27 protein-coding genes, 1 pseudogene, 1 CRISPR repeat array and 1 riboswitch are annotated in these 26,707 nt (G+C 51.1%); of the genes and pseudogenes, 4 read left to right on the top strand and 24 right to left on the bottom strand.

The features are described from left to right. Positions 1–48: 48 nt before the first annotated feature. Complete coding sequence (locus HJV72_RS02035) at positions 49–633, top strand: hypothetical protein (RefSeq protein ID WP_208068242.1); 585 nt, start codon at positions 49–51, stop codon at positions 631–633. A gap of 137 nt (positions 634–770) precedes the next feature. On the opposite strand, the gene HJV72_RS02030 is transcribed toward HJV72_RS02035, so the two are convergent. From HJV72_RS02030 to HJV72_RS01990, 9 genes are all read right to left on the bottom strand, one after another. Next, positions 771–1,625: a putative manganese transporter gene (locus tag HJV72_RS02030; RefSeq protein WP_208068241.1), complete on the bottom strand. Its 855-nt coding sequence runs from the start codon at positions 1,623–1,625 to the stop codon at positions 771–773. 85 nt (positions 1,626–1,710) lie between these two features. Beyond that, the gene (amrS, locus tag HJV72_RS02025; RefSeq protein ID WP_208068240.1) at positions 1,711–2,538 is read right to left on the bottom strand and encodes an AmmeMemoRadiSam system radical SAM enzyme; all 828 of its coding nucleotides are present in this window, start codon (positions 2,536–2,538) and stop codon (positions 1,711–1,713) included. 2 nt (positions 2,539–2,540) lie between these two features. Further along, complete coding sequence (gene amrA, locus HJV72_RS02020; protein ID WP_208068238.1) at positions 2,541–3,857, bottom strand: AmmeMemoRadiSam system protein A; 1,317 nt, start codon at positions 3,855–3,857, stop codon at positions 2,541–2,543. 50 nt (positions 3,858–3,907) lie between these two features. Further along, the gene (locus HJV72_RS02015; protein WP_208068237.1) at positions 3,908–5,185 is read right to left on the bottom strand and encodes an L-cysteine desulfidase family protein; all 1,278 of its coding nucleotides are present in this window, start codon (positions 5,183–5,185) and stop codon (positions 3,908–3,910) included. A gap of 38 nt (positions 5,186–5,223) precedes the next feature. Beyond that, on the bottom strand, positions 5,224–6,063 hold the full coding sequence (gene nudC / locus HJV72_RS02010; RefSeq protein ID WP_208068236.1) for an NAD(+) diphosphatase: 840 nt from the start codon (positions 6,061–6,063) through the stop codon (positions 5,224–5,226). Between the two features lie 141 nt (positions 6,064–6,204). Then, entirely contained in the window at positions 6,205–6,828 is a 624-nt protein-coding gene (locus HJV72_RS02005; protein ID WP_208068235.1) for a cytidylate kinase-like family protein, read from the bottom strand. A 96-nt stretch (positions 6,829–6,924) separates the two neighbouring features. Beyond that, positions 6,925–7,434 (bottom strand): CarD family transcriptional regulator, encoded by a 510-nt coding sequence (locus tag HJV72_RS02000; protein WP_208068234.1) that lies wholly within the window; start codon positions 7,432–7,434, stop codon positions 6,925–6,927. 205 nt (positions 7,435–7,639) lie between these two features. After that, positions 7,640–9,799, bottom strand: a complete 2,160-nt coding sequence (gene feoB / locus HJV72_RS01995) for a ferrous iron transport protein B (protein WP_208068233.1) — start codon at positions 9,797–9,799, stop codon at positions 7,640–7,642. Between the two features lie 8 nt (positions 9,800–9,807). Beyond that, the gene (locus HJV72_RS01990; RefSeq protein WP_066581757.1) at positions 9,808–10,047 is read right to left on the bottom strand and encodes a FeoA family protein; all 240 of its coding nucleotides are present in this window, start codon (positions 10,045–10,047) and stop codon (positions 9,808–9,810) included. A gap of 109 nt (positions 10,048–10,156) precedes the next feature. On the opposite strand from HJV72_RS01990, the gene HJV72_RS01985 reads away from it, so the two are divergent. Next, positions 10,157–10,576: a metal-dependent transcriptional regulator gene (locus tag HJV72_RS01985; RefSeq protein WP_066579608.1), complete on the top strand. Its 420-nt coding sequence runs from the start codon at positions 10,157–10,159 to the stop codon at positions 10,574–10,576. Between the two features lie 77 nt (positions 10,577–10,653). Here HJV72_RS01985 and HJV72_RS01980 read toward each other — a convergent pair whose 3' ends face one another. The 15 genes and pseudogenes from HJV72_RS01980 to ppdK all read right to left on the bottom strand — a co-directional run bounded on the left by HJV72_RS01980 (position 10,654) and on the right by ppdK (position 23,687). Next, positions 10,654–11,010, bottom strand: a complete 357-nt coding sequence (locus HJV72_RS01980) for an arsenate reductase family protein (protein ID WP_117770735.1) — start codon at positions 11,008–11,010, stop codon at positions 10,654–10,656. Between the two features lie 29 nt (positions 11,011–11,039). After that, positions 11,040–11,966 (bottom strand): cysteine synthase A, encoded by a 927-nt coding sequence (gene cysK / locus HJV72_RS01975; RefSeq protein ID WP_066579612.1) that lies wholly within the window; start codon positions 11,964–11,966, stop codon positions 11,040–11,042. Positions 11,967–12,021: 55 nt separating this feature from the next. Further along, positions 12,022–12,630, bottom strand: coding sequence for a thiamine phosphate synthase (locus tag HJV72_RS01970; RefSeq protein ID WP_066579618.1), 609 nt, complete (start codon positions 12,628–12,630; stop codon positions 12,022–12,024). A 14-nt stretch (positions 12,631–12,644) separates the two neighbouring features. Beyond that, positions 12,645–13,865 (bottom strand): 2-iminoacetate synthase ThiH, encoded by a 1,221-nt coding sequence (gene thiH / locus HJV72_RS01965; protein WP_208068232.1) that lies wholly within the window; start codon positions 13,863–13,865, stop codon positions 12,645–12,647. A gap of 12 nt (positions 13,866–13,877) precedes the next feature. Next, positions 13,878–14,657, bottom strand: coding sequence for a thiazole synthase (locus tag HJV72_RS01960; RefSeq protein WP_208068230.1), 780 nt, complete (start codon positions 14,655–14,657; stop codon positions 13,878–13,880). Positions 14,658–14,669: 12 nt separating this feature from the next. Further along, positions 14,670–15,302 (bottom strand): sulfur carrier protein ThiS adenylyltransferase ThiF, encoded by a 633-nt coding sequence (gene thiF, locus HJV72_RS01955; protein ID WP_066579631.1) that lies wholly within the window; start codon positions 15,300–15,302, stop codon positions 14,670–14,672. Positions 15,303–15,304: 2 nt separating this feature from the next. After that, positions 15,305–15,502 carry a sulfur carrier protein ThiS gene (gene thiS / locus HJV72_RS01950; protein ID WP_066579637.1) on the bottom strand — a complete coding sequence of 66 codons (198 nt, stop codon included), beginning with the start codon at positions 15,500–15,502 and terminating at the stop codon, positions 15,305–15,307. 135 nt (positions 15,503–15,637) lie between these two features. Then, positions 15,638–15,745, bottom strand: a riboswitch (TPP riboswitch). 33 nt (positions 15,746–15,778) lie between these two features. Further along, positions 15,779–16,660 carry a phosphatidylserine decarboxylase gene (locus tag HJV72_RS01945; protein WP_208068229.1) on the bottom strand — a complete coding sequence of 294 codons (882 nt, stop codon included), beginning with the start codon at positions 16,658–16,660 and terminating at the stop codon, positions 15,779–15,781. 10 nt (positions 16,661–16,670) lie between these two features. Next, complete coding sequence (locus HJV72_RS01940) at positions 16,671–17,342, bottom strand: CDP-alcohol phosphatidyltransferase family protein (RefSeq protein WP_066579645.1); 672 nt, start codon at positions 17,340–17,342, stop codon at positions 16,671–16,673. Positions 17,343–17,363: 21 nt separating this feature from the next. After that, positions 17,364–18,398 carry a lysylphosphatidylglycerol synthase transmembrane domain-containing protein gene (locus tag HJV72_RS01935; RefSeq protein WP_066579650.1) on the bottom strand — a complete coding sequence of 345 codons (1,035 nt, stop codon included), beginning with the start codon at positions 18,396–18,398 and terminating at the stop codon, positions 17,364–17,366. After that, a complete protein-coding gene (locus HJV72_RS01930; protein ID WP_117770731.1) occupies positions 18,382–19,110 on the bottom strand; it encodes a phosphatase PAP2 family protein in 729 nt (242 codons plus the stop codon). The genes HJV72_RS01935 and HJV72_RS01930 overlap by 17 nt, the downstream gene beginning before the upstream one ends. Positions 19,111–19,438: 328 nt before the next feature. Next, positions 19,439–19,801: a CRISPR direct-repeat array (repeat unit 32 nt; unit sequence ATTTCAATCCACGTTCCCGCGAGGGGAACGAC). A gap of 169 nt (positions 19,802–19,970) precedes the next feature. Then, positions 19,971–20,261, bottom strand: coding sequence for a CRISPR-associated endonuclease Cas2 (gene cas2 / locus HJV72_RS01925; RefSeq protein ID WP_117770729.1), 291 nt, complete (start codon positions 20,259–20,261; stop codon positions 19,971–19,973). 11 nt (positions 20,262–20,272) lie between these two features. Then, positions 20,273–20,557, bottom strand: a pseudogene (locus HJV72_RS01920) (CRISPR-associated endonuclease Cas1); the annotation flags it as partial. Beyond that, a complete protein-coding gene (locus tag HJV72_RS01915; RefSeq protein ID WP_442899288.1) occupies positions 20,515–20,823 on the bottom strand; it encodes a CRISPR-associated endonuclease Cas3'' in 309 nt (102 codons plus the stop codon). The pseudogene HJV72_RS01920 and the gene HJV72_RS01915, both read right to left, overlap by 43 nt. Positions 20,824–21,056: 233 nt before the next feature. Then, complete coding sequence (gene ppdK / locus HJV72_RS01910; RefSeq protein ID WP_208068226.1) at positions 21,057–23,687, bottom strand: pyruvate, phosphate dikinase; 2,631 nt, start codon at positions 23,685–23,687, stop codon at positions 21,057–21,059. A 281-nt stretch (positions 23,688–23,968) separates the two neighbouring features. On the opposite strand from ppdK, the gene HJV72_RS01905 reads away from it, so the two are divergent. After that, positions 23,969–25,135 carry an alanine dehydrogenase gene (locus HJV72_RS01905; protein WP_208068225.1) on the top strand — a complete coding sequence of 389 codons (1,167 nt, stop codon included), beginning with the start codon at positions 23,969–23,971 and terminating at the stop codon, positions 25,133–25,135. 116 nt (positions 25,136–25,251) lie between these two features. Next, entirely contained in the window at positions 25,252–26,652 is a 1,401-nt protein-coding gene (locus HJV72_RS01900; RefSeq protein WP_208068224.1) for a Na+/H+ antiporter NhaC family protein, read from the top strand. Positions 26,653–26,707 lie beyond the last annotated feature (55 nt).

Raw genomic sequence — 26,707 nt, 5'->3', positions numbered from 1 at the left:
ACCTGTTATGATATACGCATATTCTAATACTTACAGGAGGTACTAAAGATGAGCGAAGAGATAAAATCCGAAGAACTCACCGGGAAAGAGACAGCTGAAAAAATCGAAAGTGCCGTAGATATAGCTGCAGACAATACCGGCAGCAATGAGGAGAGTTTTAAGGAAAGCACGGAAGACAGTACCGGCAGCTCTGAAAAAATGAACACCGCAGACGACACCGGCAGTGCTGAAAAACCGAACATCACAGAGGGCACCGGCAACGCTTCTGAGAAACCGGATACAGAGACCGGCAAACCGACTATGGAATATGAAGAAGCCTATCAGAGCATATACAAAGATATCCTGGAGCATCTGCGCAGCTTCTCCCCTTCTGACGAAATCGCATACCGTATCACAGAAGAACATATCACAGAATATCTGGAGGGCAGCCGTGAAGAGAAGCATCAGGAATATAAAGAACGCCGTGACAAGCGCCTGCTGTCGGCTCTGAAACTGATAGCAATCCTCGTCTGCATCATCATGATCGTATGGTTCCTCAAGGACAGCCAGGCGATACTCGTCAATATCCTCTATATCATCGGCGGACTGATTGCACTGTGGATCTGGAAATACCCGCACAACAAGGATGAATAGGCAGGTTTACCTTAAAAATAACAGGAGAAGCACATGCCGGTGAAGGCATATGCTTCTCCTGTTTTCTCTTGACAGTTAGTACCATCAGCCAGCGCGGGCGCAGTCTTCCGACAGATGCCTGCTGGCTGCAAAAGCCTTTACCGAAAGAAGCCGGCCAATTCAAGCACGATGCCTGAAAGAATGCCTACTACCGTCAGCACGGCCAATATCTTCATATTCTCTCTTCTGTGCCGGTTCACCTTGAACAGGACTACGAGACCTACTCCTGCTCCGGTACACAGTCCCGCGATTACCGAAGCAAATGATATGGCACCGTTCAGATACAGCTGCGTGAGTATGACCGATGCCGCACAGTTTGGAATCAGACCGATGACAGCTGCAATGACCGGCTGGAAAATCGTATTGCCAAGCAGTATCTTTGAAAGTTCATCTATCCCAAACACTTCTATGCAGAAATTCAGAAGTCCGGTAAAGATAAACAGGTATATAAATATCTTCACCGTATGGTTCAGCGCCGGTCTTAGGATACCGCCTTCTTCTTCGCATCCGCAGCGGCCGCACAGCTCCCCGCTTTTTTTCTGCACTGCGATGCGCCGTGATAGAAATGCGTCCGTCACATAGCCTGCAATCACGGCGATTATCACCTTCGTGAGAAGTAGAAACAATACATCTTTCCCCCTCCCGGGATTACCAAGGATAATGAGAACTGCTTCATCTGACGTTGCGATGAAGACAGACAGCAGCGTTCCGACTGAGATTATCCCGCCTGCATAGAGGTTCGATGCGAGGACAGAAAATCCACACTGAGGGACGCAGCCGGCTGCCGCTCCGACTACCGGACCTGCTTTTCCCACCCCAGCAAGGAGCTTGGCTGTAAAATCGCTGGAATAATACTCCAGCGCCTCTATCAGGATAAAGGCGGCGAACAAAAAGGGCAGCATCTTCAGGCAGTCCAAGGCCGTATCTAATAATACATCTTTTAATAACATCATCTTATATTCCACTCCCGCATCCAAGTTAAGTATTCATTTTATATTCTTTCCAACTATTTTGCAAGGGCAGAAATTCGACTTTCTGTCAACAGTTGCCCGTATATACATAATCCAAGTGCTTAGAAGCCGCCTCCGCAAGCCTGTATACCGTATGTACATCGGTGGGACTGTCGTCCGCCATACGGAAGGCAGGAAAGAACCGGGTCACATGCAGAGGTATCTTCCGGTCTATGCCTGCCACCCACCGTGCCAGCCGTCCCATCTCCCCGGCAGAATCATTTTGACCGGGTACGATGAGGGTCGTAAGCTCTACGTGGCATCCCCCCACGGCATGTCGTATGAAACGCTTTACTGTCTCAAGGTCACCCCCGATCATCAGATAATACCCTTCTGTAAATCCCTTCAAGTCTATATTCATCGCATCGACAAAAGGAAGCACTTCCATGAGCACTTCCTCCTTGACAGACCCGTTCGTCACCACCACATTCTTCAAACCGGCTTTTCTCACAAGAGCAGCAGTATCCCGGATGTATTCATAACCTACCAGCGGTTCGTTATACGTATAAGCGATGCCGATATTACCTTCCGTCTCAAGTTCCTGCGCCCTGCCTGCTAATTCTTCCGGCGAAATAAAAACCTTCCGTTTTGTTCCGGCATCCGCCATGGAAATATCATGGTTCTGGCAGAAAGGGCAGTTCAGGTTGCAGCCGAAGCTCCCCACAGACAATATCTTCGTCCCCGGGCAGAACCTCCTGAGCGGCTTCTTCTCTACCGGATCCAGTGCAAGCGCCGTAACCTGTCCATAGTTCGCACATACGATCGTCCCGCCTTTATTGGCTCTGGCCCTGCACCGCCCCGTCTGTCCTTCTTCCAGAGCGCAGTGGTGCATGCATACGCGGCATTCCTTTTTCATAATCATCCTCCGTGTCTGACCACCTCAAACCGTTCCAGCTTCACACGTTCACTGCCGCCTATACCTGCTTTTTGCCTGGCGATATCTATCTGCTCTTCCACCGCGTCAATCCCTTCCAGATTCGGAAGCAGCAGTCCGCGCCTCCAGCCATTGCTCACGATGACGCCATAACGCTTTACATCCAGCATTTCAGGCCCCGCGACCTCTTCTGCCTTCCCCAGTACGTCCACGCTGTATGTAAGGTCCGTCAGCTCTTCCTCTGTTACCGGTTGAAAGCGTGGGTCACGGACACCTGCACTTATAGCATTCTCAATAACCTCTTCCGCCAGGGAAGGCTGCACTCCCTGTATCGTTCCGATGCACCCCCGCAGCACGCCTCTCTTTTTGAGCGATACGAATACACCGGCCTTCTGGTCCGTCATCTCATCCGGGAGTCCGGCGGGCACCTCTATCTTCTCTCCGGTGCGGATATATGTCTCAAGGGCATGCTTCGCAAGAGACACATAGGCATCCTGCCTGCCGGTCACATGATACGTGCACACGCCGTATCCGACACCGAAAGGCCCCTCATAAGACAGCCGGGAGGCTTCCACCGCATCTCCTTCCAGAGCGCCGGCCATCACTGTAAATGAGCGGTGTCCGCATTCCCCTGCCTTCCAAAGCAGCTCTTCCGGCATCTCCAGAAGCCGGCCAAAGTCAGCCCTGCCCATAATATCCATTATCTTCCTGTCATACTCCGGCCCCTCTTTCCGGTAGCCATACGGCCCTTCCTCCCTGAGGTAGTGAGACAAGTCGCCGCTCGCTATGAATACGATCGTTCTGCCAAGCCGTTCTGCCACCTGCCGTATGTATGCACCGAGCCTGTAATGGTCTGCAAGCGGCAGCCCGGACAAGCCGATGCGGACAAGTCGGTAGCCGCCGTATCGTTCATTTACAAAATACAGCGGTACCATCGTCCCATGGTCCAGCTCCCTCTGCCGCTCTCCTTCCGTCCCCGCCGGGAATCCTTCCCTCCCGGCCAGCTCTGCCAGCTCGTCTGTGAACTCCGTGTCATACGGCACCTCAATTTTCACCTGTGCCGCACCAAACTGTCCGAAGTCTCCCGCCGCCTCTGTTCCCGGCGATATGTGGAAATAGTCCTGGTACATTACTGCATGGGGGGACGCCACGACTATCGTATCCGGGCGGATGGATGCAATCTCTTCCGCCACCTTGCGGTAAGCCGCGGCCGTACCGGCTATGCCCTGCTCTTGTCCCCGTCCCACCTCCGGTACGATGAGCGGCGGATGGGGCACCATATACGCTGCTGCTACAGACATATTGCCACCTCCTGTCATTTTCTCCGCAGTTTTCCACTGCGTCGGTACCTCTACTCTTCTACCATTATCTTGATAATCTCTTCGTTCGTCTCCCGCATGCCTTCTTTTCCGAGACGGCCGACATTCTTTATCGTAGCCTCCACGCCTTTGGTCACTATGCCGTCCCCGCCATAGAACTGCTGCCCGTTCGTATACATATAGTATCCGAGTATGCCGGCATCCACAGAAGAGGCAATCTTAGCCGCACACGATGCCTTGGCTCCGTCACAGACGATGCCGGACACGATTGCAAGTGCATTCACCACCGTGTGAATCACTTCCTCATAACCACCGCTGCACAGATAGGCAATCCCGGCCCCCGCGGCGGCTCCGGCGCTGACAGCCCCACAATAGGCGGACAGGCGCCCGATTCCGGTCTTCTGATGGATGGCAACAAGGTTGGAAAGGGCAAGCGCACGGTACATCTTGTCTTCCCCCGCCTCCAGTTCCTTCGCATATTCAACGACAGGGATGGAGCAAGTGATTCCCTGGTTGCCGCTGCCCGAGTTGATTACGACCGGAAGCTCACATCCGTTCATACGGGCATCCGAACCGGCCGCGGCCTTCGCCTTCGCCCTCGTCTTGATGTCGCTGCCGTACGTGCTCAGAAGCACGCTGCCTATGTTGGCACCGTAATCCCCTTTCAGACCTTCTTCCGATATAGCGGTATTATATGTTATCTGCTGGTCCAGCACTTCCCGGACATCTTCTATGTCAAGCGACTGGATAAAGTCCCAGATGTCCTCCATGTTCAGTATGCTCCTGTCCGTCAGCCCTTCCTCTTTTTCACCTTCCACAGGGATATCCAGAAGCTTCTCCCCGTTCTTTTCGATGAGAACTATATTCGTGTGGTAGTTCGCGATACGGACTTTGGCATAGTCATTCCCTCTGTAGACCGTAATGATGATGTCGAAGGTAATTCCATTGTCCACATGGACTACCTTCACCTCCGTACTCTCCAGGAAGGTGCGCATCATGCGAATCTCTTCCTCCGACACTTCAGATATGACTTCCAGCTCCCTTTCCGCCTTGCCGCCTATAATCCCTGCCGCCGCTGCCGCAGGAATCCCTTTCAGGTGGTTCGTATTCGGCACTATCACACTCTTTACATTCTTGATTATGCTCCCGCTCGCCTCGACAAGCACTTTGTCCGGCACTTCCCCAAGTACCTCTCTCGCCCTGGCTGCGGCGTATGCAAGCGCAATCGGTTCCGTGCACCCCATAGCCGGAACAAGCTCCTCCTTCAATATCTGTACATACGATTCGTAGATCTTATCCTCTCTTTTCATACCTCATCCTCCGTTTCTGTATCAGTATCCTGCTGCCACTACATCTCTCCGTTTTTAAACCTCATGATCATCTCGTTCGTCAGACTCAATCCGGTGGCTGTCACGGGGATGTCCTCCCGCTCGAACCACTCTGCCAAAGCCAGCTCATCCTTATCGAGCGTTATGGCCTCATCCCCATCCAGCTCAGCGTAAAAACCCAAAAGAAGCGTGTCCGAAAAAGACCACGGCTGGCTTTTATAATATGTAATGTTCTTCACCTTAAGCCCCACTTCCTCCATGACCTCACGCCGCACCGTGTCTTCTATCGTCTCCCCTATCTCGGCAAAGCCGGCCAGCAGCGCATATTTCTTGAACTCCCGGTTCGCATACTTAGACATCAGCAGCCGGTTCCCGTGCATCAGGCCGATGATAACCGCCGGCATGATCTTCGGATATTCCATATTGCCGCATGACGGGCACTTTAGCATACGCTCCTTTCCATCGTGTTCTGTTCTGCTGCCGCATCTCCCGCAGAACCTGTGATTACTGTACCAACGGTACAACTGGGCTCCGGTAATCCCCGCAAATGCAAAATGCCGCGGTATCGCGGTGCGGAATATCTCCGTATCCTCCATCGTAAGATTCCCTGATTCGTAGAAGCCGATTCCTTCCCCCAGGTAAAAGCGCTGCCCATCTATCGAAAACAGGTACGTATAGTCCTCATACAGCCCTTCCGTATAAGGTTCCATCTCCTGGAAGGTGGGGAAGGCTATCTCGCCTTGACCGTCCTTCCTTACAAGCACTTTCCTTCCACTGTAGCACAATAGATAGCTCGCCCCATCCGGCGCCTCTGGCTTGTACGCATTGGAGAACCGGCACGGCTCAATGTCCTGTATCATAATCCTTGCTCTCCTTCTAAATAATATTTCCTAATCCATTATACCTTAACCTCCATGGAATGTTCAATACGTATCTCCTGTATCACAAAAGGGGCCAGACCCCCATGCACAGGAATCCGGCCCTCCGTGTATTCATTTAAGCTATCCGATGCCTTCAAACAGAGCGACAAGCATATCGACCGCCTTGCCAAGCCCAAGACGGCTCACATTTAGGACAAGCTGATAGGAAGACGCTTTCCCCCAGTCCTCACCCGTGTTCGTCTCGTAATAGTATTTTCTCTCCCGGTCTATCTTCTTAATCTTTTCTGCCGCCTTGCGCTCCGGTATCTCCTGCAGCTGTGACACTCTATTGACCCGGTCTTCCTTATCCGCACAGATAAACACGCTGATACAGTTCGGACAGTCCTGAAGGACATAGTCCGCGCACCGGCCTACGATTACGCAGGGGCTTCTCTTTGCCAGCCTGCGGATGATTTCGGACTGCGCCTTATAAACCCGCTCGCTGAGCGGCCGCATATAGTCTTCAGCGTTCATATAAGCCACATAATCCCCAGGCCCCGTGATATAAGATGCCAGAAAGCTGCTGAGCGCAGTCTCATCTACCTCCCTTGCGGCCTCCTCGCTGATATCCAGTTCCTTAGCCGCCATCTCCACCAGATTATGGTCATAAAGCGGTATATCCAGCCTCTTGGCCAGACGCATGCCTATCTCACGTCCCCCGCTTCCACATTGACGCCCGATTGTAATGATAACATTATCCGTCATACTGCCCACTCCTTCCCTTCCGCCTATAACAATACATATCCGTCCAGTTCTCTTATCTATATTATACCTCTTCGGGGAAAGATTTCCAATAGCGGATTACTGCTCAAGCACCCTTATCCTGTCGATGATAAACTGCTCCACGTCCTCCTTCTTCATCCGGAGGGCGACTGCCAGTTCCCCATACAGGTTGTCTTCCGCCAGGTGCAGGAAGCGCTCGTCACCCGCTGTAACTTTTTTCCCCTGCGCAATCCGGGTCTGCCTGCGGTGATAAATCGTCTTGATAATCTTTACCCATTCGCGGCAATCATACGTATAGAGCGCCTCCTTAAAGGAAAGCTCTCTCTTCTTTTCATCCTGAATCCACAGTGCGTCGATATCCTTTATATCGTCTACCAGTTCCTTGGCATGCTCTCTCGATATGACAGGACGCATGATGATCTTGTCATTATCCACAGGCACATAGGTCCTGCTGTTGCTGTCATATACAGGCACGAGCGTATAATAAAGCCTCTTTTTTACAGCACCGCTGATATCAATCGGCCCTACAGCCTCCACAGTGCACACGCCATATTTTCCACAGATGATGTGGTCTCCTATCTGGAACATCCTATCACTCCAATCACTCAGATAACACCAGGCTTACAAAAATGCCAGAAGAACATGCAGCTTCTTCTGGCATTTCCTTTTCATTGTTCACTTTTATTTTACTACCTTGCGCCCGAATTTTCTAACTATTTTTTCCAGGTATTCTTTTTTTCAGTAAAATACACAATTTGCAGGCCTTCGCCTTTTGTTACATTTCACCAAACTGTCACATCACGAGCAGCGCAGCCCGGGACACGAGAAAGCAGAACAGCATCCCGGTCACCGTCGGGATAAGAAAAGCTGCCGCCATCCATTTGACTCCCCCCGTCTCTTTCCGAATCGTAAGAAGGGTTGTAGAACATGGCCAGTGCATGAGGGAAAAGAGCATCGTGCAGACAGCCGTGACCCACGTCCAGCCATTGTCTACAAAGAGCTGGTGCATCTGCGTCAGGCTATCCAGCTCCAGAATGCTTCCCTGGGCCGTATACGCCATGATGATAATTGGTATTACAATCTCATTAGCCGGAAATCCAAGTATGAATGCCATAAGGATTACCCCATCGAGTCCGAGAAGCCTGGCAAATGGATCGAGAAAGCCACAGCAGTGTGTCAGCAGGCTCACACCGCCTGCATCCACATTAGCCAGCACCCATATGACGAGCCCGGCCGGCGCCGCCACGACAACCGCCCGGCCAAGGACGAACAGCGTCCTGTCGAAGATAGAGCGGACGATTACCTTCCCGATCTGCGGACGTCTGTACGGAGGCAGCTCTAATGTAAAGGAGGACGGGACTCCTTTCAGCATCGTCTTGGATAAAACTCCCGAGACAAGAAAGGTCATCAACACGCCAAGCACGATTACGGCAGTCAGCATAAGCGCCGCCAGAAGCGTTGCCCCCGGCCCTCCTCCTGTCCCGATGAAGAACATCGTTATCAGTGCTATCAATGTCGGAAACCTTCCGTTGCACGGCACGAAATTGTTCGTGAGCATCGCAATCAGCCGTTCCCTTGGCGAGTCGATGATGCGGCAGCCGACGATGCCCGCCGCATTGCATCCGAATCCCATGCACATGGTCAGAGCCTGCTTGCCGCAGGCACGGCATCTTTTAAACGGTTTGTCAAGATTGTATGCCACCCTCGGCAGATATCCTGCATCCTCCAGCAAAGTGAACAGAGGAAAAAAGATGGCCATCGGCGGCAGCATGACTGAAACGACCCACGCCAGAACCCGGTACACGCCTTGTATGAGCATTCCGGTTATCCATCCTGGAACCTGCATATGTACACACAGCTCCATCAGCCTATCCTGTATCCAGAACAGCCCCTGGGAAAGAAGCTGCGAAGGATAATTGGCGCCGGTTATGGTCAGCCAGAGGACGAATGCCAGAAGTGCAATCATGACAGGATATCCTGTTCTCCGGCTGGTCAGGATGGTATCCAGCTTTTTGTCCATGCCACGGTAGCCTCTTCCCCCGCATTGTACCGCCGCCTTGCCGATAGCCTCTGCCTGCCTGACGATAGCCGATACGATCTTATCTTTCAGCACGTTCCTGTCAATCCCCTTCTCGTTCAGCAGGGCATATGCTTCCTTCAGGGCTGCATCTGTAGCGTCATCTTTCATGATATCTGTTCCGAACGCCTCCTCCAGCTCTTTCAGAAGCGATTCGTCACCTTCCAGCAGCTTCAGGGCCAGCCACTTTGCCGATGGGCCTTTCCGCCCGCAGCTTTTTATCATGTCTGCGGCGGCCGGCATGAGGAGAGCCGCCGCCTGCTCTACCTCCTCCGGATAGCTGATTACGACCGGAGTGCGGTTCCCGCCTTTCCCGTCTGCCACATCATCCATCACGGCAAGAAGGGAATCCAGGCTCCTCCTCTCCCGCGCCACCGCTCCCACGACCGGGACGCCCAGCCTGTTTTCCAGTTCCTCAAGATCGACCCGGATGTGCTTTCTTTTTGCTTCATCCAGAAGATTGACACAGACGATGACTTGATCGCATATCTCGATTGTCTGCAGCACAAGGTTCAGGTTCCGCTCCAGACATGTGGCATCACAGACGACGACCACTTCATCGGCGCCCCCGAAGCAGATGAAGTTCCGTGCGACCTCTTCTTCCGCCGAATGGGCCATGAGCGAATATGTGCCGGGAATATCCACCAGTACATAAGAATGCCGGCTCGTACTGCATATGCCCTGGGCATTGGCCACCGTCTTGCCCGGCCAGTTTCCGGTATGCTGGTTCAGGCCCGTAAGACCGTTGAACACCGTACTCTTCCCCACATTCGGATTACCGGCCAGGGCAACCACCTTTGCGTCCTGGGACGGCTTTCTGATAATCAGCTCTTTGTCCGCCGCCCCTTTCCCTGTCGAATTAACCGTAAGTCCCATCTATGTCATCACCTCTGTTCATGGATTCTTATACGAGTGCTGTCTTCCGATCGGATAGCTATCACCGCTCCCCGTATCAGATAAGCGGACGGATCCCCTCCCGGACTGCGTCCGACACATTCTACGAGGGTCCCTTCCACCAGTCCGATGTCCAGAAGGCGCCTCCGGATACTTCCATCTGACAGGAGCTCTTTTACAACTGCGGTCTGACCTGGTTCTATTTCATTCAGACATGCTTCCCTGTTCATAAAATTCACCACCATCTCATACAATTTAGTCTAAGGAAACTTTCTTTCCTACTACCAGAATATCGAAAAACTTATATTTGGTTACAAATTTTATGATTGGGGATGTAAGATGGAAGATAATTTCTATACGCAGAAAGGGTATGAGCTGAACTGCCATGAAGACTTGACGGCATCCATGGAAGATTATCTGGAGATGATATGCCGGATGCTGCTGGAAAAGGATGTCGTCCGGATACAGGAGCTCTCCTCTTGGCTGCACGTAAAGCCGTCCTCCGCCTCCAAGATGGTCGGGACGCTGAAGGAGAAAGGATACATCCAGTTTGAGAAATATGGATATCTGACCGCTACCGCCAAAGGCCGGGAGGCCGGCAATTATCTGCTTTACCGCCACGAAGTGCTGCACCGCTTCCTCTGCCTTTTGAACGGCACGGAAAATGAACTGGAGCAGGTAGAGAAAATTGAGCATTATATCGATAAAAAGACGATAGAAAATCTGGCACAGCTTATCGAACGTCTTACACAATTCTAAAAGTCCCGAAACCAGTTTCACGAATAACCGGTCCCGGGACTTTCTGCACTTTTAACCGTCCGATCTGAGGGACGCTTTTACGTCAGCACTTCCTGCCACTCCTGCTCTTTAAAGCCGGCGGCGACAAAGTCCTCGCCGATGAGCAGCGGACGCTTTACGAGCATCCCGTCTGTAGACAGGATTTCATACTGTTCTTTCTCGCTCATCTCAGGAAGCCTGTCTTTTAATCCGAGCTCTTTATATTTCATCCCGCTCGTGTTGAAAAGACGCTTCAGCGGAAGCTTGCTTCTTTTGTGCCATTCTTCCAGCTCCGCAGCAGTAGGATGTTCCTCGATGATATGCCTCGCTTCAAATGCTATGCCATTGTCCTCCAGCCATTTCCTGGCCCGTTTACACGTCGTTCACTTCGGATATTCTAAAAATAGTACGCTCATAGTCTTATCTCCTTTATCGTCTTGTCTTTTCATTGAAACAGCGGCGTGGAAAAGTAGCGCTCTGCCGTATCGGCCAGCACGGTCACCACGGTCTTCCCTCTCCCAAGCTTCTTTGCCATGCGGACAGCCGCAGCCACGTTCGTCCCACTGCTGATCCCGCACATGAGCCCTTCTTTCCTGGCCAGTTCCTTCGCAGCAGCGAGGGCTTCCTCATCGGTCACTATGACGATGTCATCATAGATTTTCTGATTAAGGATTTTTGGGATAACGCCGTCGCCGATGCCCATCTGAAGATGGGTCCCTACCTCTCTTCCAGACAGTATCGCCGCATGTTCCGGCTCTATGGCCCATATCTCTATGTCAGGATTCACTGCCTTGAGTGCTTCACCGATGCCGGTAATCGTACCACCGGTGCCTATTCCCGAGCAGAAGCCGTGAATCGGCTTTCCGGCCTGCCTCAGGATCTCCTGCCCCGTCTGTTCCCTGTGGGCCGTGCTGTTGGCCTCATTTTCAAACTGCTGCGGGACATACACGTTGGGATCTTCCTCGGCCATCTGCAGCGCCGTCCGCAGACATTCGTCGATGCAGTCTCCTATGTTGCCCGCGTCATGGACCAGCCTGACTTCCGCACCGTAATTGCGCACCAGCTTCCTTCTCTCCTCGCTGACGGAATCAGGCATGATGATAACCGTCCGATATCCCTTGACAGCCCCGATCAGCGCCAGTCCGATTCCCTGGTTCCCGCTTGTAGGCTCGACGATAATCGTATCCTTATGGATCAGTCCCCTTTTTTCCGCTGTCTCAATCATATTAAGCGCAGTCCTCGTCTTGACGGAACCACCTATATTCACTGCCTCAAATTTTACGAGAATCTCCGCATCTTCCGGGCCGGTCATCCGATTCAGCCGGATGAGCGGAGTATTGCCGACTGCCTCTAACACGTTGTCATATATCATCTCTTTTGTCCTCTCTTCGTATACTTCTTATATATACACTATAGACTAAAACAGATTATGTTACAAGAGGAAGCCTTTCCGGCCAGCGCATGCACTCTGACATGACGCAGATTCCGGCGGCACCCGCGGCGCGCATCTTCTCAATACATGCTAAGTTGCCCTGCATCCCTCCGATGGCATATACCGGTATATCCACCGCAGCACATACTTCCCTGAGAAAGCCGATGCCCCGGGGTACGGCTCCCGGCTTGCAGGCCGTGGCAAAGATATGGCCTGCCGTCACATAGGACGCTCCAAGGCGTTCTGCCTCAACCGCCTCCGGGACCGAATGGACAGACACGCCCATATAGCGGAACTGCCCTGCAATATCCCGGCCGCTCCTCAGCACCGGAAGGGGCAGATGGATAGCAGCAGATTTCTGAACGGATGCCACGCCGGCGAATGTATGCGGGATACAGAAGACATGGTGGGCGTCACAGATTTCCCTCACTTGTGAAAGCAGCTGTGCATATTCTTCTTCCGTCAGGTCTTTCTCACGCAGAAGCACGGCCCGTGGACGTCTCGAGCAGATCAGCTCTATCTGCTCGAGGAACGGACGACCGCACAGATGCCGGTCTGTCACGGCTATCACCCGGCTGTAGATATCCTCCGTATTATCAGTCATAGCTTTCGCCTCCTCTACACATAGATATGATCACTCATCACAGGCTGCAGCCCCAGGCCGAGAAGATCCTCATACACTTCTCTCACAGAACGCCCGTCGGATATCTCGAACTGGCCGTCCCCTTTCTCTTCTATATCGTCTACATGCTCCCCGATTGCCGTACTCACTCCTGCAGATATCTTCGTAGCCGCGATATTGACAAGGTTATCTCTTACCCGGGCACATTCCCTCGTAGACACGGTGATACCGGCAAAAGGCAGGAACAGCCGGTAGGCCGCCACGACCTGAAGAAGCTGAGGCTCGTGGACGTCCATCGGATTGATCTTCTCGTTATGGATGATCGGACGAAGGCGGGGGCAGGAGAATGCAATCTCGGCATGCGGATATTTCCTCTGAAGCAGATACGCGTGCATCCCCGTGGCGAACGCATCCCTGCGGAAGTCATCCAGCCCGAGAAGTGCGGCGAACCCTACTCCTCTCATCCCCCCTTTCAGCGCGCGCTCCTGCGCATTCAGCCGGTAGGGGAAGATACGCTTATGTCCGGCCAGATGAAGGCTCTCATACTTATCGGAGTTATACGTCTCCTGAAAGACCGTGACATAATCGGCCCCGCATCTGTGAAGATATGCATATTCATCCGAATTCATCGGATACACTTCCAGTCCTATTACTTTGAAATATTTTCCCGCAATCTCACATGCCCGCCCGATATATTCCACATCCGACCGGCTCCGGCTCTCGCCGGTGAGGATCAGCACTTCCTGGAGCCCTGTCCCGGCAACTGCCCTCATCTCTTTTTCAATCTCTTCCTCGCTTAGCATGGCACGCTTAATCTTATTATGGCAGTTGAAGCCGCAGTAGATACAGAAGTTCTCACAATAATTCGCGATATAGACCGGAGTGAACATCTGGACGCCGTTGCCAAAATATCTTCTCGTCTCTGCCCTCGCACACTGCGCCATCTCTTCCAGATGCGGAAGTGCCGCTGGCGATAAAAGCGCGGCAAAATCTGCAGGCGTACGGCTCTCATGTGCCAGCGCGTAGGATACGTCCTTGCTCGTATATGCAGTGTAGTCGTAAGACTCCATGGACCGTATCACCTGCGCCTGCACTTCAGATTCCAGCGCTTCCATGCCCGGAAGATATGCCATGTGGTCTGTCCTGTTCTTCTTCTGCCATTCCTTGATATCGTCGCTTAAAATACTTTCATTGATACAAGTCTTGTCATCCACCATGTATGCCTCCTTCTAATCCTTCAGGAATCCGGTAAGCGGTGAGGAGGCGCTGGCCCCCTTGTCCATGACCCGGCCCATCCCTGCCACATATGCCGTCCGGCCCGCCTCGATCGCGCTGCGAAATGCTCCCGCCATGGCAGGAATGTCCCCGGCGGTGGCGATGGCCGTATTCGCCATGACAGCCGCCGCTCCCATCTCCATCGCCTCGCACGCCTGGGATGGCTTTCCGATGCCAGCGTCTATGATGATCGGCAGATCCATCTCGTCGATGAGGATGCGGATGAACTCTTTTGTGCAGATCCCCTTGTTGGAGCCGATCGGTGCTCCAAGCGGCATGATGCACGCGGCGCCTGCATTGGCCATATCCCGCGCCGCATTTAAGTCCGGGTACATATATGGCATGACGACAAACCCTTCCCTGGCCAGCATCTCCGTTGCCTTCACCGTCTCATAATTGTCCGGCAGCAGATATTTGGAATCATGGATCACTTCCACCTTCACAAAATCCCCACAACCCAGCTCTCTTGACAGACGAGCGATACGCACGGCCTCTTCTGCGTTCCTGGCACCGGAAGTATTCGGAAGCAATGTGACATGCTCCGGTATGTAATCCAGAATATTAGCCATGCCGCCCTCATTGGCCCGCCGCACCGCCAGCGTTATAATCTGTGCGCCAGCATGTTTCACCGCGGCCTTGATAAGGTCAAGGGAATATTTGCCCGAGCCGAGGATAAATCGGGACGTAAATTCATGTCCACCCAGTGTAAATGTATCTTGCGCTTTCTGTTCCATAATAATTTCCTCCTAATCTGTATGTCCGTCTATGATATATTGCGTGATGAGATTCGCCTGATGGGCCGCACACAAGGCGACCCGCGGCGCCATCAGCCCGCTCCCGTGTTCCGGTTCGCTCACGCTGTCCCCGCACACGTAGAAATGCCCTGCCACCCTGCGCGTACGTATCGTGTCGTTCCTTCCATATCCCGCCATGCCGGAGGCCGCCACGAGCAGCTTATCCGGATAGTGCTCCCGTATGCCGTTGACGAGCATGGCCTTCGCCTCCGGATGGTCGAACGCCTCGCACACGATGTCATCGTGCCCGAACAGTCCGGCCACGTTCCCCTCTGTCACCTTGACGCATTCTGCCGTGATATGCAGATATGGGTTGATCTCCCGCAGCTCTTCCGTAAGGGCGTCGGTCTTGTACATGCCGATATGGCGGATAAAATACTGCTGCCGGTTCAGATTGGTAATGTCCACCTTGTCATAATCCAGAAGATGCAGATGCCCCACCCCTGTCCTGGCCAGGGCAACGGCTACATTAGAACCGAGGCCGCCCAGCCCTGCTATCGCGACACGGGCGCCTGCAAGCTTCTCCTGGACCCCGGCAGTATGGCGCTCGATGAGCGCCCGCTGTATCATTGCTTCCGTAATCATTGCTAACCTCCTCCTACGAAGCTTACGACTTCTATCGTATCCTTGTCTTCAAGTACGGTATCCGTATACTCCCTGCGCGGGACGATATGGCCGTTTTTCTCTACCGCTACCCGGGATTCCTCATATGTAAGCTCCCGAAGCAGAAGCGCCACTGTCATATGGGGAACATATTCCACGTCTTTTCCGTTTACCTTCAGCATCCTGCCACCTCCTTCCTGATATAGCAAAAAAGAGTTCATGAAAGAAATACACCCGCGGTGGTGCACCCCTTCATGAACTCTCGTCCACTCTCGATGGTTTGAAATGGAAAACGGGAAATGCCTGAGCATTTCCCGTAATAATCTTACGATACGTTCCTACGTTGGCATTATCCAAATCAGGTCTATGGGTCGAAGTCCTCAACTTCCTCTCAGCCTATCCAATAAGCTCCCCTATTCAATTCACACTTCATAATATAATGCATAACGGGCCGCCTGTCAATCCCCTGCCGCCTCGCCGATACGCTCTCCCATCTTCACTCGCGTCTCAAATCCCTTTACCGTATTGGAGATAAGCGTTGCATCCGGCTTGACCGCCCCCTTCTGGAACAGCAGTATGACCGTGGAACCTCCGAACTCGAACCGTCCTTTTTCCTGCCCCCTTCTTACCTCGCAGGCATCCTCATAATTCGTGATACGGCCTACCATAAGAGCGCCTACTTCCATCATGAGGACCGTCTTAAAATGGCGGCTTTTCAGAAGGGAGTACTCCCTCGTATTCTCCTTATATATAGGCAGGACATCATTCGCCGCAGGGTTGACCGTGTGAAAGACGCCGGGAATCCTGACGTTTCCCGACTTCGTTCCGTCATCTATGTAACAATATCTGTGATAATCATCCACCGTAAGCCGGAAGATACATGCATATCCTCCCTCGTAACGCTTCGCGAGCTTTTCCGAACGCAGGAGGGATTCCACCGTATACAGCGTATCCTTGATACGGAACCGGGTCCTCCCGTCATCTCCCTCAAGGATTGGATAGATGCTCAGCTTGCCGTCGCAAGGGCTGACAAGGGTCCGCCCATCCCCCTCCATGGGGCGGCATTCCGGCTTGAGCTGTCTTGTGAAAAAATCATTGTAGGAGGAGAACTTCTGCTTCCGGCAGCAAGACATATCGATATCGTTATGCCTGACGAACGGCGGGATCAGGCATCTCGACCAGCTTCTGTCCAGCAGCCAGCCTCCGGCCCTTGAGACATATGGCCGTATGAGCAGCCTTATCAGGCCTCTTCCTATCGGATGCGTGTACATCCACCGCAGCAGCCTGTCCTGGCCGGAATCTTCTGTTGTCGCTTTCCCATCTCTGTCTATGTATTTCATAACCCTGACTCTACCACCTTCTGCAGAACCATGGCCAGCCTGCGTGGAAATTGATACGGTAATTCGTGAAGATAATCATAATCAGCACCGCAGCCCCTACCACAGCCACAAGAACCGCAAGGGTAGCATTACTTGGCTTCTTAAGCTTAAACTTTCCTACAAACAGTATGCCGACGATCAGCAGCGCAAGGTGAAGGCAGACCCGGAATGCCCAGTCGGGTACGAAAAACTGAATCATGAACACGAGCGGCAGCACGATGGCCATGGATGTAATCGGAAGGCCCTGGTAAAACTTTTCCCCGCTCTCTGTCATCTGGGCATTCTTGGCCTCCATGACATTGAAATATGCCAGACGGATAACTGAATTCACACAATACAGGATGATAACAGCAATGCCGAGCGGCCCTCTCACACCGAGCAGATAACAGATCAACGCGGGAAAAGCGCCAAAACAGACGACATCGCAGAGCGAATCGATCTGTATGCCGAACGCCTTCTCATCATCCGTACGGTCTTTCTTCGTACGGGCAATCTTCCCGTCAAACATATCGCACAACCCTGAGATGGCAAGACATAAGATAGCGGTCTTGAACCTTCCGTGGATTGCCTGTGTCATTCCGAATACGGAAGATGCAAGACTGACATAAGTCAGCACCACCGTATAGTTATAGTATCCAATCATTTTACTCTCTCTTTCCTTTACTTATAATTTATCTGTCGCTTTCTGCCCGATGGTCAGATGTGTAAACAAGGTCATCCCCGCACTGAACAGAAGCTGTACATAATATGCGATTCCTCTGCTCAGCACCATGCCCGGCAGAAGCAGCCCCGCCGTAAAGATGCTCTTGAATATCACGAGGAACAGATTCTCGCTGATACCCATCCCGCCCGGCAGCGGCAGCATATCGACAGATACCGACACGACTGCCTGAAGCATCACTACGTCATAGATATGCGCGCCGTGCAGGCCGAATGCCTTATAGACGAACCATGTCACGAAGAACAGGGCAAAACGCTGTAAAAATGTGATAATCAGTACATTTACAATGACCTTTCCGTGGGTGCGCAGATACAGTGCCGTGGCATTGTACTGGTCCATGGAGGAGGCGAGCCTGCGCGTCCGCTCCGGCTTATGCTTCAGAATGTGAATCCGTTCCAGTATCTTCAGGCACTTCATCATGATCCACTTTGCCAGCGCGGGATGGAATGCCAGGATGGACATCGCAATGCAGCAGAATACATTTAAGGAGACGCCCAGGTAAAATACCGGCACGATTCCACCAAGGTAACGGTGCACGAACCCTCTCTGAAAAATCGCCACGAACAGACCGATTACTACAAGAACCGACTTATAAGTTATTGTAACAATCATGAGCACCAATGTCGAGACCGGAATGGGAATATTCTTCTTCCTCATGTAATATATCTGCATCGGCTGCCCTCCGCTTGCAGACGGAGTGATGGCACTGAAGAAAAATCCCACGCAGGAATACTGGAAGCACGTCCATTTCTTCGTGCGGATCTTAAGCGTTCCGAACATATAATATATGATGATCGACTCTCCCCAGATGAAGATGACGACACCTGCGATTCCAGGGAGCAGATACCATGGATTGACACGGATAATCGCTCTCATGACAGCATGCAGATCTTCTCCTTTAAACACGCTGTAGAGCGTCAGCGCAAATACGACGATCAGAAATATCATATTTGCAATCTTCTTATTCTTGCTTCCCACAGCTACCCCTCTCTCTCCCTAATCTCTTCTGTCTGTAAAAGCACTTCCCATACAGCCAGTCAAATACCTTCTTCGGATACAGGTATATCTGCGTATGGAATGCAATCCAGTATGTAGCCTCCGCCACCACGATTCCGCTTACCGCATCGGCGATATAATGCTGTTTCGTCACCTGTGTGGATATACAGACGAGGACAGCAAAAAGGCAGGAGAAAATCTGATATGCTTTCGGAATATTCTTCTGTCCCCTGATGCCCACAAAACAGAACCAGCTGACGAGGCAGTGGAAAGATGGCAGGAGCCTCGTGGGCTGGTCCACTTCGTATATCATCTGAAGCAGCGTTATCCATAATCCGTCACCTGTCAGCACCGGACGCACGTTTGTCGTCGGAAGCACGATAAATATTACCGCACAGACGATTCGTGACATCATATCCGCTGTCACGAACCGGAAGCAATGCTCTTCGCCTTGCCTTACAATCATTATATAGTTAACAATCCAGAACAGATAGCATCCAAGATACACTGCTACAAACCACGGTATGACCGGCACAGCCCTGTCTATCGGAAGTGTCAGGTCATAATGCTTCCATGACCTTGTCAGTACCTCCGTCCCGTTGTATGCCAGGAAATTAACCGTCAGGCAGGCAAGCAGAGGAAATATGGCGTATTTCGGTAATATGGGCGGTTTGGCCCTGCTTCTGTCTCTCATGATGACTTCTCCTTTGTCACAGCCTACAGAATATTATAGCAGACTTATGAAAAAATGCACCCTTTATTAGTAGTTCTTTAGGAATTCCTAATATTTCCTTTCATATTTCTTTTGAAACAGCTTTGATTTCTTATATCCATAAAACACTTTCCAATTTCAGTTAATCCTCGCACGTTGGTATATGCAGAATCCCTAACTGACGGACATTCCTTAAGATATAAACTTATATAATCGTTTACCCTTAAAAGAGTTCTCATAATCTTTTACAATCAACTTACCGCGAGGGGTACAACCTTGCTTGTGCAGTCTATGGTGTCTATTCTGATAAATTTCAATCCACGTTCCCGCGAGGGGAACGACGACTTCTTTCATGGTCTCCTTCTCATTTCGTCTATATTTCAATCCACGTTCCTGCGAGGGGAACGACAAAATTTATCTCCGAATTTAAAGTCATCGGTTCTATTTCAATCCACGTTCCCGCGAGGGGAACGCCCCAGCGAGGACGCTAAAACAGTGGGAATATGGCGATTTCAATCCACGTTCCCGCGAGGGGAACGACTGCTTCTTACTCTGCTTTTGTTGATGCTTTCGATATTTCAATCCACGTTCCCGCGAGGGGAACGACGGACTACGGTCATTGAGGACGCATTGAAGGAGACATTTCAATCCACGTTCCCGCGAGGGGAACGACAGCAATCATATACAAATTCCAGCTGATACATAATATGGATACCAACTATTTTTCACAACAGTTTATATTATTCCTTTTTTTCAATACATAGCCTATAACAAACTGGCATTTTTGTGCACTATTTCTGGTGCGAGTCTCCCAGACATTCTGTGTGCAACTTCTATTCGCACTACAGAATCAGAGTCTGATCCACGGCTAACCCTCTGTCCACTCCGATATGTTCAACTTTAGTCTTATAATTGTTTCCCAGATAGTAGAACCTCAGGCTGTCTACCTCTTCATCAATAATGTCTGTCAAGATAGATTTAAGCAGCACGCTCTGCGCATTATCCAGAATACACTCGAATACCGAATTTTGTACTCTTGTTCCATAATTCACGCACTGCTTTGCAACCTTCCGGAGTCTGCTTCTCCCAGCTGCTGTTTCAGTATTTACATCATAAGTTATTAAAACAAGCATTTCAGATCACCTCACTTCCACAGAAATGGAGGATAAGCATCTAAGTCGCCTCTTAAATACCTTGACAATAGCATTGCCTGTACATATGGCACCATTCCCCATTCGACCTTTTCTTTTAGAAATGGGTGTGTCAGGGTTTCCCTCTTTTTATTTTGCCATTCTGTAAGTATCCTTTTCCGAGCTTCACCTTTCATAAGGACAGCATTGTTTTCTTTCGTCACGAAATCTTTTCCATTATCTGTCTTCTTATTAATCAGAGAAAGTACAAACCGGTCTGACAATACAAATCTGAGCTCGAACGCTCGCCGGTATCTGGAAGTCCTGCGTGATGCCCTGCGATGCAGTATGCCAGTGCAGTATAGAATCCACCCTTCTCATGACATGCTTTTGCTCCTGCGGTTGCGTGGTCTACTCTTACTTCGCTGCCCCGTATTCTTTGCTGGAACTTCTGAGAATACTTTCCAATATCATGTAACTTTCCGCAGCAGTATCCCCAGTCTCCGAATCCGAAGGCATCTGAAAACTGTCGGGCCAGCTCTGCCGTACCTTCGAGATGCTCCATTACTGTCTGTATGTGCTCTTTGTCTTCACTGATGTGAGCGATATATTCCATGTGTTCACCTCGCTTATCTAAAATTGTTGTATTTTACTCAAACATATCATAATTTCTGCTTTGTTTCATCATATCGTACTTTATTAGTTTGAAAATTTCTGCCGATTGGCAATGAGGAGATGGCAAACAAAAAACGTATCGCCAGAAAGCTGGCGATACGTTTTTTAAATTGATCTTATTAATTATGCATTCTTTGCTGTGATTGCAGCCTGTGCAGCAGCAAGACGTGCAATCGGCACACGGAATGGTGAGCAGGATACATAGTTGAGACCTAACTTGTTGCAGAATTCTACAGAAGACGGGTCTCCGCCGTGCTCGCCGCAGATACCTACGTGGAGGTTGGCGTTGGCTGGCTTGCCTTTTGTGATAGCCATCTCCATGAGCTGTCCTACGCCTGTCTGGTCAAGCTTTGCAAACGGATCGTTCTCGAAAATCTTAGCATCATAGTAAGCATCGAGGAACTTGCCTGCATCATCACGTGAGAAGCCAAATGTCATCTGTGTCAGGTCGTTTGTACCGAAGCAGAAGAAGTCGGCTTCTTTCGCAATCTCATCTGCTGTGAGGCAAGCTCTAGGAATCTCGATCATCGTACCTACTTCGTACTTGATGTCGCTTCCTGCTGCCGCGATTTCAGCGTCTGCCGTCTCTACGACAATCTTCTTCACATATTTGAACTCTTTGATGTCACCAACAAGCGGAATCATGATTTCCGGGCATACGTTCCAGTCAGCGTGTGCTTTCTGTACGTTGATTGCAGCACGGATGACTGCTCTTGTCTGCATCTTCGCGATTTCAGGATAAGTTACAGCGAGGCGGCATCCACGGTGTCCCATCATCGGGTTGAACTCGTGAAGGGAATCGATGATCGTCTTAATCTGCTCTACTGTCTTGCCCTGTGCATCGGCAAGCTTCTTGATGTCGTCTTCATCTGTTGGAACGAACTCGTGAAGCGGTGGGTCGAGGAAACGGATGGTAACCGGGTTGCCTTCCAGCGCTTCATATAATTTCTCGAAGTCTCCCTGCTGTTCCGGAAGGATCTTCTCAAGTGCCGCTTCTCTTTCTTCTACCGTCTCAGAGCAGATCATCTCACGGAATGCATCGATTCTGTTTCCTTCAAAGAACATATGCTCTGTACGGCACAGGCCGATACCTTCCGCACCGAGCTCACGTGCTTTCTTAGCGTCTCCAGGAGTGTCTGCATTCGTACGAACCTTCATCGTCCTGTACTTGTCGGCCCATCCCATGATTCTGCCGAACGTACCTGCGATAGTAGCATCCACCGTAGGAATGAGTCCGTCATAGATGTTGCCGGTGGAACCGTCGAGTGAGATTGCATCTCCTTCGTGGAACTCTTTTCCGCCTAATGTGAACTTCTTATTTGCCTCGTCCATAACGATGTCGCCGCATCCGGATACACAGCATGTACCCATTCCACGTGCAACAACGGCAGCGTGTGATGTCATACCGCCACGTACTGTCAGGATACCCTGAGCAGCTTTCATGCCTTCGATGTCTTCCGGAGAAGTCTCAAGGCGGACAAGGATAACCTTCTCTCCTCTTGCAGCCCAGTTTTTCGCATCATCAGCTGTAAACACGGCCTTGCCGCATGCAGCTCCCGGTGATGCTCCGAGTGCTTTTCCGATTGGAGTCGCAGCTTTGATTGCGGCAGCATCAAACTGAGGATGAAGTAATGTATCTAAGTTTCTCGGGTCAATCATGGCAACGGCTTTTTCTTCTGTAATCATGCCCTCGTCAACAAGGTCGCATGCAATCTGAAGTGCAGCCTGGGCTGTCCGCTTACCGTTACGTGTCTGCAGCATGTAGAGCTTCTTGTCTTCGATGGTGAACTCCATATCCTGCATGTCTCTGTAGTGGTCTTCCAGCTTATCGCAGATTGCTACGAACTGGTCGTACACTTCCGGCATAACTTCATGTAGCTGGGAAATCTTCTGAGGTGTGCGGACACCTGCGACAACATCTTCACCCTGTGCGTTCATAAGGAACTCGCCCATGAGCTTCTTCTCACCTGTAGCCGGGTCACGTGTAAATGCAACACCTGTTCCTGATGTATCGCCCATGTTGCCGAATGCCATCATCTGTACGTTGACAGCTGTTCCCCATGAATATGGGATGTCATTGTCACGACGGTATACGTTGGCTCTTGGGTTGTCCCATGAACGGAATACAGCTTTGATAGCTCCCATCAGCTGCTCCTTCGGGTCTGTCGGGAAGTCCTGTCCGATCTTTTCTTTGTATTCAGCCTTGAACTGTCCGGCAAGGTCCTTGAGGTCTTCGGCTGTGAGATCCACATCTTCCGTAACGCCTTTTTCTTCTTTCATCTTGTCGATAAGCTCTTCAAAATACTTCTTACCAACTTCCATAACTACGTCAGAGTACATCTGGATGAATCTTCTGTAGCAGTCCCATGCCCAGCGCGGGTTTCCTGATTTATTAGCCAATACTTCAACGACTTCTTCGTTGAGGCCGAGGTTGAGGATCGTGTCCATCATGCCCGGCATAGAAGCTCTTGCTCCTGAACGTACGGATACGAGGAGCGGATTCTCTTTATCGCCAAATTTCTTTCCAGTAATCTCTTCCATCTTCGTGATGGATTCCATGATCTGTGCCATGATTTCATCGTTGATCTTTTTTCCGTCCTCATAGTACTGGGTACAAGCTTCTGTCGTAATCGTGAAGCCCTGTGGTACCGGAAGACCCAAATTTGTCATTTCAGCAAGGTTGGCACCTTTTCCACCCAGAAGGTTTCTCATGGTTGCGTTACCTTCTGTAAACATATAAACCCATTTTGCCATTTGTCATGACCTCCTAAACTAATTTTACTTTCTAAGTCGCACATAATATTGTACTGTTTTTGACAGTGTTCGTCAACCCCTTAACACCCAAGAAATCAAAAAACAAGGGCTTTCTGCGGCATTTTCATCATTTGCTGGAAACTGCCTTTCTCCCATTACTTTTTGTTGCAGCATGGCATGAAATTGTGTATAATAAAAAGGCATTTCTGCATAAAATGCATAAAGATTGCGGACAGGCCATGGCCTGAACTATTTATCCTAAGAATTGAGAGGAAGCAGACATGAATGTAGGAATATTAAAGGATATCAAAGCCGGTGAGAACCGTGTAATCGCCACTCCCGTTGAGGTTGCGGGCCTGATTGCCGACGGGCATCCTGTATATGTGCAGAAGAACGCCGGTCAGAAAGCAGGATTCCCTGATGAAGCATATGCGGCCGCTGGCGCCGTCATGGCAGATACCGCGGAAGAAATCTACAGCACTTGCGGATTTATTGCCAAAGTAAAAGAGTTCGAGCCGACTGAATATGACCTTCTTAAGGAGGACCAGATCGTGTTCACCTGTATACATCCGGCAGCGCACCCGGAAGAGGTGCAGGCTCTTCTGGACAAAAAAGTCATCGCCTTTACTGCTGAGGACTCGCACAGATACGGCTCACCGAACTGTGAAGCCGCAGGAAAGCAGGGTGCTCTTATGGGACTGGAATCCATGCTCACGATCAACGGAGGCAAAGGCAAGTTCGTCAGCGGACTCGGCGGCGCCCCAGGCATGAAAGTGCTTATCCTGGGCGGCGGAACGGTAGGGCAGGCGGCCCTCTCTGTGCTGCATGCGCTTGGTGCGTGGGTAACTGTAGCAGACATCAGCATCGGCACGCTGCGGAGCCTGCAGAATGAATACAGGCAGAGCATCGACACGATGATTTCAAGCCGGGAGAATGTCAAAGCTCTTCTGCCATCTGTAGATATGGTATTGAACTGTGTGAAATGGCCGAAAGGAAATACGGAATATCTCGTCACGCGCGAGATGGTACGCTCGATGGAGCCTGGCTCTGTCATCGTCGATATCAGCAACGACGAGCAGGGAGCACTCGAGACATTTCACGAGACGACACATGAAAATCCACGTTATGTCGAAGAAGGGGTCGTGCACTACTGCGTCAGCAATATTCCCGGTGCGATAGCAAATTCTACTTCTGTAGCCTATGCCGCATCTGTGCTGCCACATTTCCGCAGCATACTGAGCAACGGCGTGGCAGAGGCTTGTGCAAGGGACGGTTACCTCAGGAGAAGCCTGACGGCCTATAAAGGCCATCTGACCCATGAGGAGACAAGCGCGCTGCAGAACCGTCCGTGGGTACGCCCGGAAGATATACTGGGCATATCCGGCAGAGAGCTTGATCCGGCGCCTCCTGCGACAGTAAGCCGTTCACATAATTTTATCACGCTGTAAAAGATATCACGTTTTATTACTTATCAGATTTTGTTGGTTAACACGTTTTATTGGTTATAAGGTTTTATTGGTTATCAGAAAAGAAGGAACGAAAGAGAAGGGGGATTTTATTCTTTATGGAAACAATGGGATTTATATCAATCATACCGGCGATACTGGCCATCGTATTGTCGTTCGTAACGAGGAACACCGTCATATCGCTTGCAATCGCCTGCATCACAGGGACGCTGCTGGCGGGGCAGGGCGTGTTCGGCTTCCCGACGCTTTTAAAGGAAAGCCTCGGGACGACGAGCTTTTCATGGGTCATGCTTCTGAATACTTTCATAGGGATTCTTGTCGCTTATTTCCAGAAGACCGGGGCAATCCAGGGATTTTCCCAGAAAGTGCATGACCGTAACCTGAGCCGCAGAGGCGCGCAGCTTATGGCCTGGGTGCTCGGCATCTTCATTTACTTCAGCGACTCTTTCAGCCCGCTATTTGTCGGTTCTGTCATGCGGAGCATTACGGATAAGGCGAAAGTGTCCCGGGAAAAGCTGGCGTACATAGCAGATTCCACTTCCGCACCTGTCAGCGTACTCATGCCGATTACCGGATGGGCCGCTTATCTCATGGGCCTTGCAGTCGGTGTCGGGTGTATTGTTGATGAAAAAGACGCATCCTCGCTGTTTTTAAAAGCAATACCGTTTAATTTCTATCCTATCTTCGCAGTCCTTTTTGTCGGTGTAATCGCATCGGGAATCATCAAAGATTTCGGGCCGATGAAAAAGGCTGAGAAACGTGCGGTGGAGGAAGGGAAAGTGATACGCGACGGCGCAACGCCGCTCATCGGAAAAGAGCTGACGGAGATGCAGGCATATCCGGGGCTTAAGCCGAGGGTGTTCCTGAACTTCATCTTTCCTGTACTTATGATTATCAGCATCGCTATCGGTACCTATATCGCTTTCAGTTCTGCCAAGACGATGGAAGCGTTCTTGATGGTAGTCATCTTCATGACCGTCAGCATGATGATCCAGGGCATCCCGTTCAAAGAGGTGATGAGCACCCTCACGGATGGTATCAAAGGTGCGCTGCCCGCAGTTATGCTGCTGGCTCTCGCATATTCCGTCAATGCGCTCAGCTCACAGATGGGTACCGCCAACTATATCATATCCTTGACCGAGGAACTTCTGACGCCGCACATGCTGCCTGCCATCATCTTCCTTGTATCAGCAGTCATGGCTTTTGCGACTGGTTCCTCCTGGGGTACGTTCGCAATCTGTATGCCGATAGCACTGCCGCTGGCTTTCAGTTTTACAAATGATACGCTCACACTTCTCGTAATCGCCAGCTTTGCGGCTGTTGCAGGCGGTGGCGTGTTCGGCGACCACTGCTCGCCGCTGTCCGATACGACTGTACTATCGTCAACCGGCGCAGCTGCCGACCATATCGACCACGTCAAGACGCAGCTGCCTTACGCGCTCGTGTGCGGCGGGCTTGCACTCATCGCCTATCTCGTCGTCGGGTTCGTGTTTGTATAAGATGGATGGATGGGGACGTGATCTTTTTCAAAAAGGTTACGTCCCAAACTAAACT

Source organism: Extibacter sp. GGCC_0201, assembly GCF_017566055.1.
In the GTDB taxonomy this organism is placed as follows: domain Bacteria; phylum Bacillota; class Clostridia; order Lachnospirales; family Lachnospiraceae; genus Extibacter.
This window is presented reverse-complemented; position numbering and strand designations above follow the sequence as displayed.

Excerpts from the sequence above, each read along its gene's own strand:
- HJV72_RS02035 (WP_208068242.1), top strand. The coding sequence starts at position 49 with ATGAGCGAAGAGATAAAATCCGAAGAACTCACCGGGAAAGAGACAGCT.
- HJV72_RS02030 (WP_208068241.1), bottom strand. The coding sequence starts at position 1,625 with ATGATGTTATTAAAAGATGTATTATTAGATACGGCCTTGGACTGCCTG.
- amrS (WP_208068240.1), bottom strand. The coding sequence starts at position 2,538 with ATGAAAAAGGAATGCCGCGTATGCATGCACCACTGCGCTCTGGAAGAA.
- amrA (WP_208068238.1), bottom strand. The coding sequence starts at position 3,857 with ATGTCTGTAGCAGCAGCGTATATGGTGCCCCATCCGCCGCTCATCGTA.
- HJV72_RS02015 (WP_208068237.1), bottom strand. The coding sequence starts at position 5,185 with ATGAAAAGAGAGGATAAGATCTACGAATCGTATGTACAGATATTGAAG.
- nudC (WP_208068236.1), bottom strand. The coding sequence starts at position 6,063 with ATGATACAGGACATTGAGCCGTGCCGGTTCTCCAATGCGTACAAGCCA.
- HJV72_RS02005 (WP_208068235.1), bottom strand. The coding sequence starts at position 6,828 with ATGACGGATAATGTTATCATTACAATCGGGCGTCAATGTGGAAGCGGG.
- HJV72_RS02000 (WP_208068234.1), bottom strand. The coding sequence starts at position 7,434 with ATGTTCCAGATAGGAGACCACATCATCTGTGGAAAATATGGCGTGTGC.
- feoB (WP_208068233.1), bottom strand. The coding sequence starts at position 9,799 with ATGGGACTTACGGTTAATTCGACAGGGAAAGGGGCGGCGGACAAAGAG.
- HJV72_RS01990 (WP_066581757.1), bottom strand. The coding sequence starts at position 10,047 with ATGAACAGGGAAGCATGTCTGAATGAAATAGAACCAGGTCAGACCGCA.
- HJV72_RS01985 (WP_066579608.1), top strand. The coding sequence starts at position 10,157 with ATGGAAGATAATTTCTATACGCAGAAAGGGTATGAGCTGAACTGCCAT.
- cysK (WP_066579612.1), bottom strand. The coding sequence starts at position 11,966 with ATGATATATGACAACGTGTTAGAGGCAGTCGGCAATACTCCGCTCATC.
- HJV72_RS01970 (WP_066579618.1), bottom strand. The coding sequence starts at position 12,630 with ATGACTGATAATACGGAGGATATCTACAGCCGGGTGATAGCCGTGACA.
- thiH (WP_208068232.1), bottom strand. The coding sequence starts at position 13,865 with ATGGTGGATGACAAGACTTGTATCAATGAAAGTATTTTAAGCGACGAT.
- HJV72_RS01960 (WP_208068230.1), bottom strand. The coding sequence starts at position 14,657 with ATGGAACAGAAAGCGCAAGATACATTTACACTGGGTGGACATGAATTT.
- thiF (WP_066579631.1), bottom strand. The coding sequence starts at position 15,302 with ATGATTACGGAAGCAATGATACAGCGGGCGCTCATCGAGCGCCATACT.
- thiS (WP_066579637.1), bottom strand. The coding sequence starts at position 15,502 with ATGCTGAAGGTAAACGGAAAAGACGTGGAATATGTTCCCCATATGACA.
- HJV72_RS01945 (WP_208068229.1), bottom strand. The coding sequence starts at position 16,660 with ATGAAATACATAGACAGAGATGGGAAAGCGACAACAGAAGATTCCGGC.
- HJV72_RS01940 (WP_066579645.1), bottom strand. The coding sequence starts at position 17,342 with ATGATTGGATACTATAACTATACGGTGGTGCTGACTTATGTCAGTCTT.
- HJV72_RS01930 (WP_117770731.1), bottom strand. The coding sequence starts at position 19,110 with ATGAGAGACAGAAGCAGGGCCAAACCGCCCATATTACCGAAATACGCC.
- cas2 (WP_117770729.1), bottom strand. The coding sequence starts at position 20,261 with ATGCTTGTTTTAATAACTTATGATGTAAATACTGAAACAGCAGCTGGG.
- HJV72_RS01915 (WP_442899288.1), bottom strand. The coding sequence starts at position 20,823 with ATGGAGCATCTCGAAGGTACGGCAGAGCTGGCCCGACAGTTTTCAGAT.
- ppdK (WP_208068226.1), bottom strand. The coding sequence starts at position 23,687 with ATGGCAAAATGGGTTTATATGTTTACAGAAGGTAACGCAACCATGAGA.
- HJV72_RS01905 (WP_208068225.1), top strand. The coding sequence starts at position 23,969 with ATGAATGTAGGAATATTAAAGGATATCAAAGCCGGTGAGAACCGTGTA.
- HJV72_RS01900 (WP_208068224.1), top strand. The coding sequence starts at position 25,252 with ATGGAAACAATGGGATTTATATCAATCATACCGGCGATACTGGCCATC.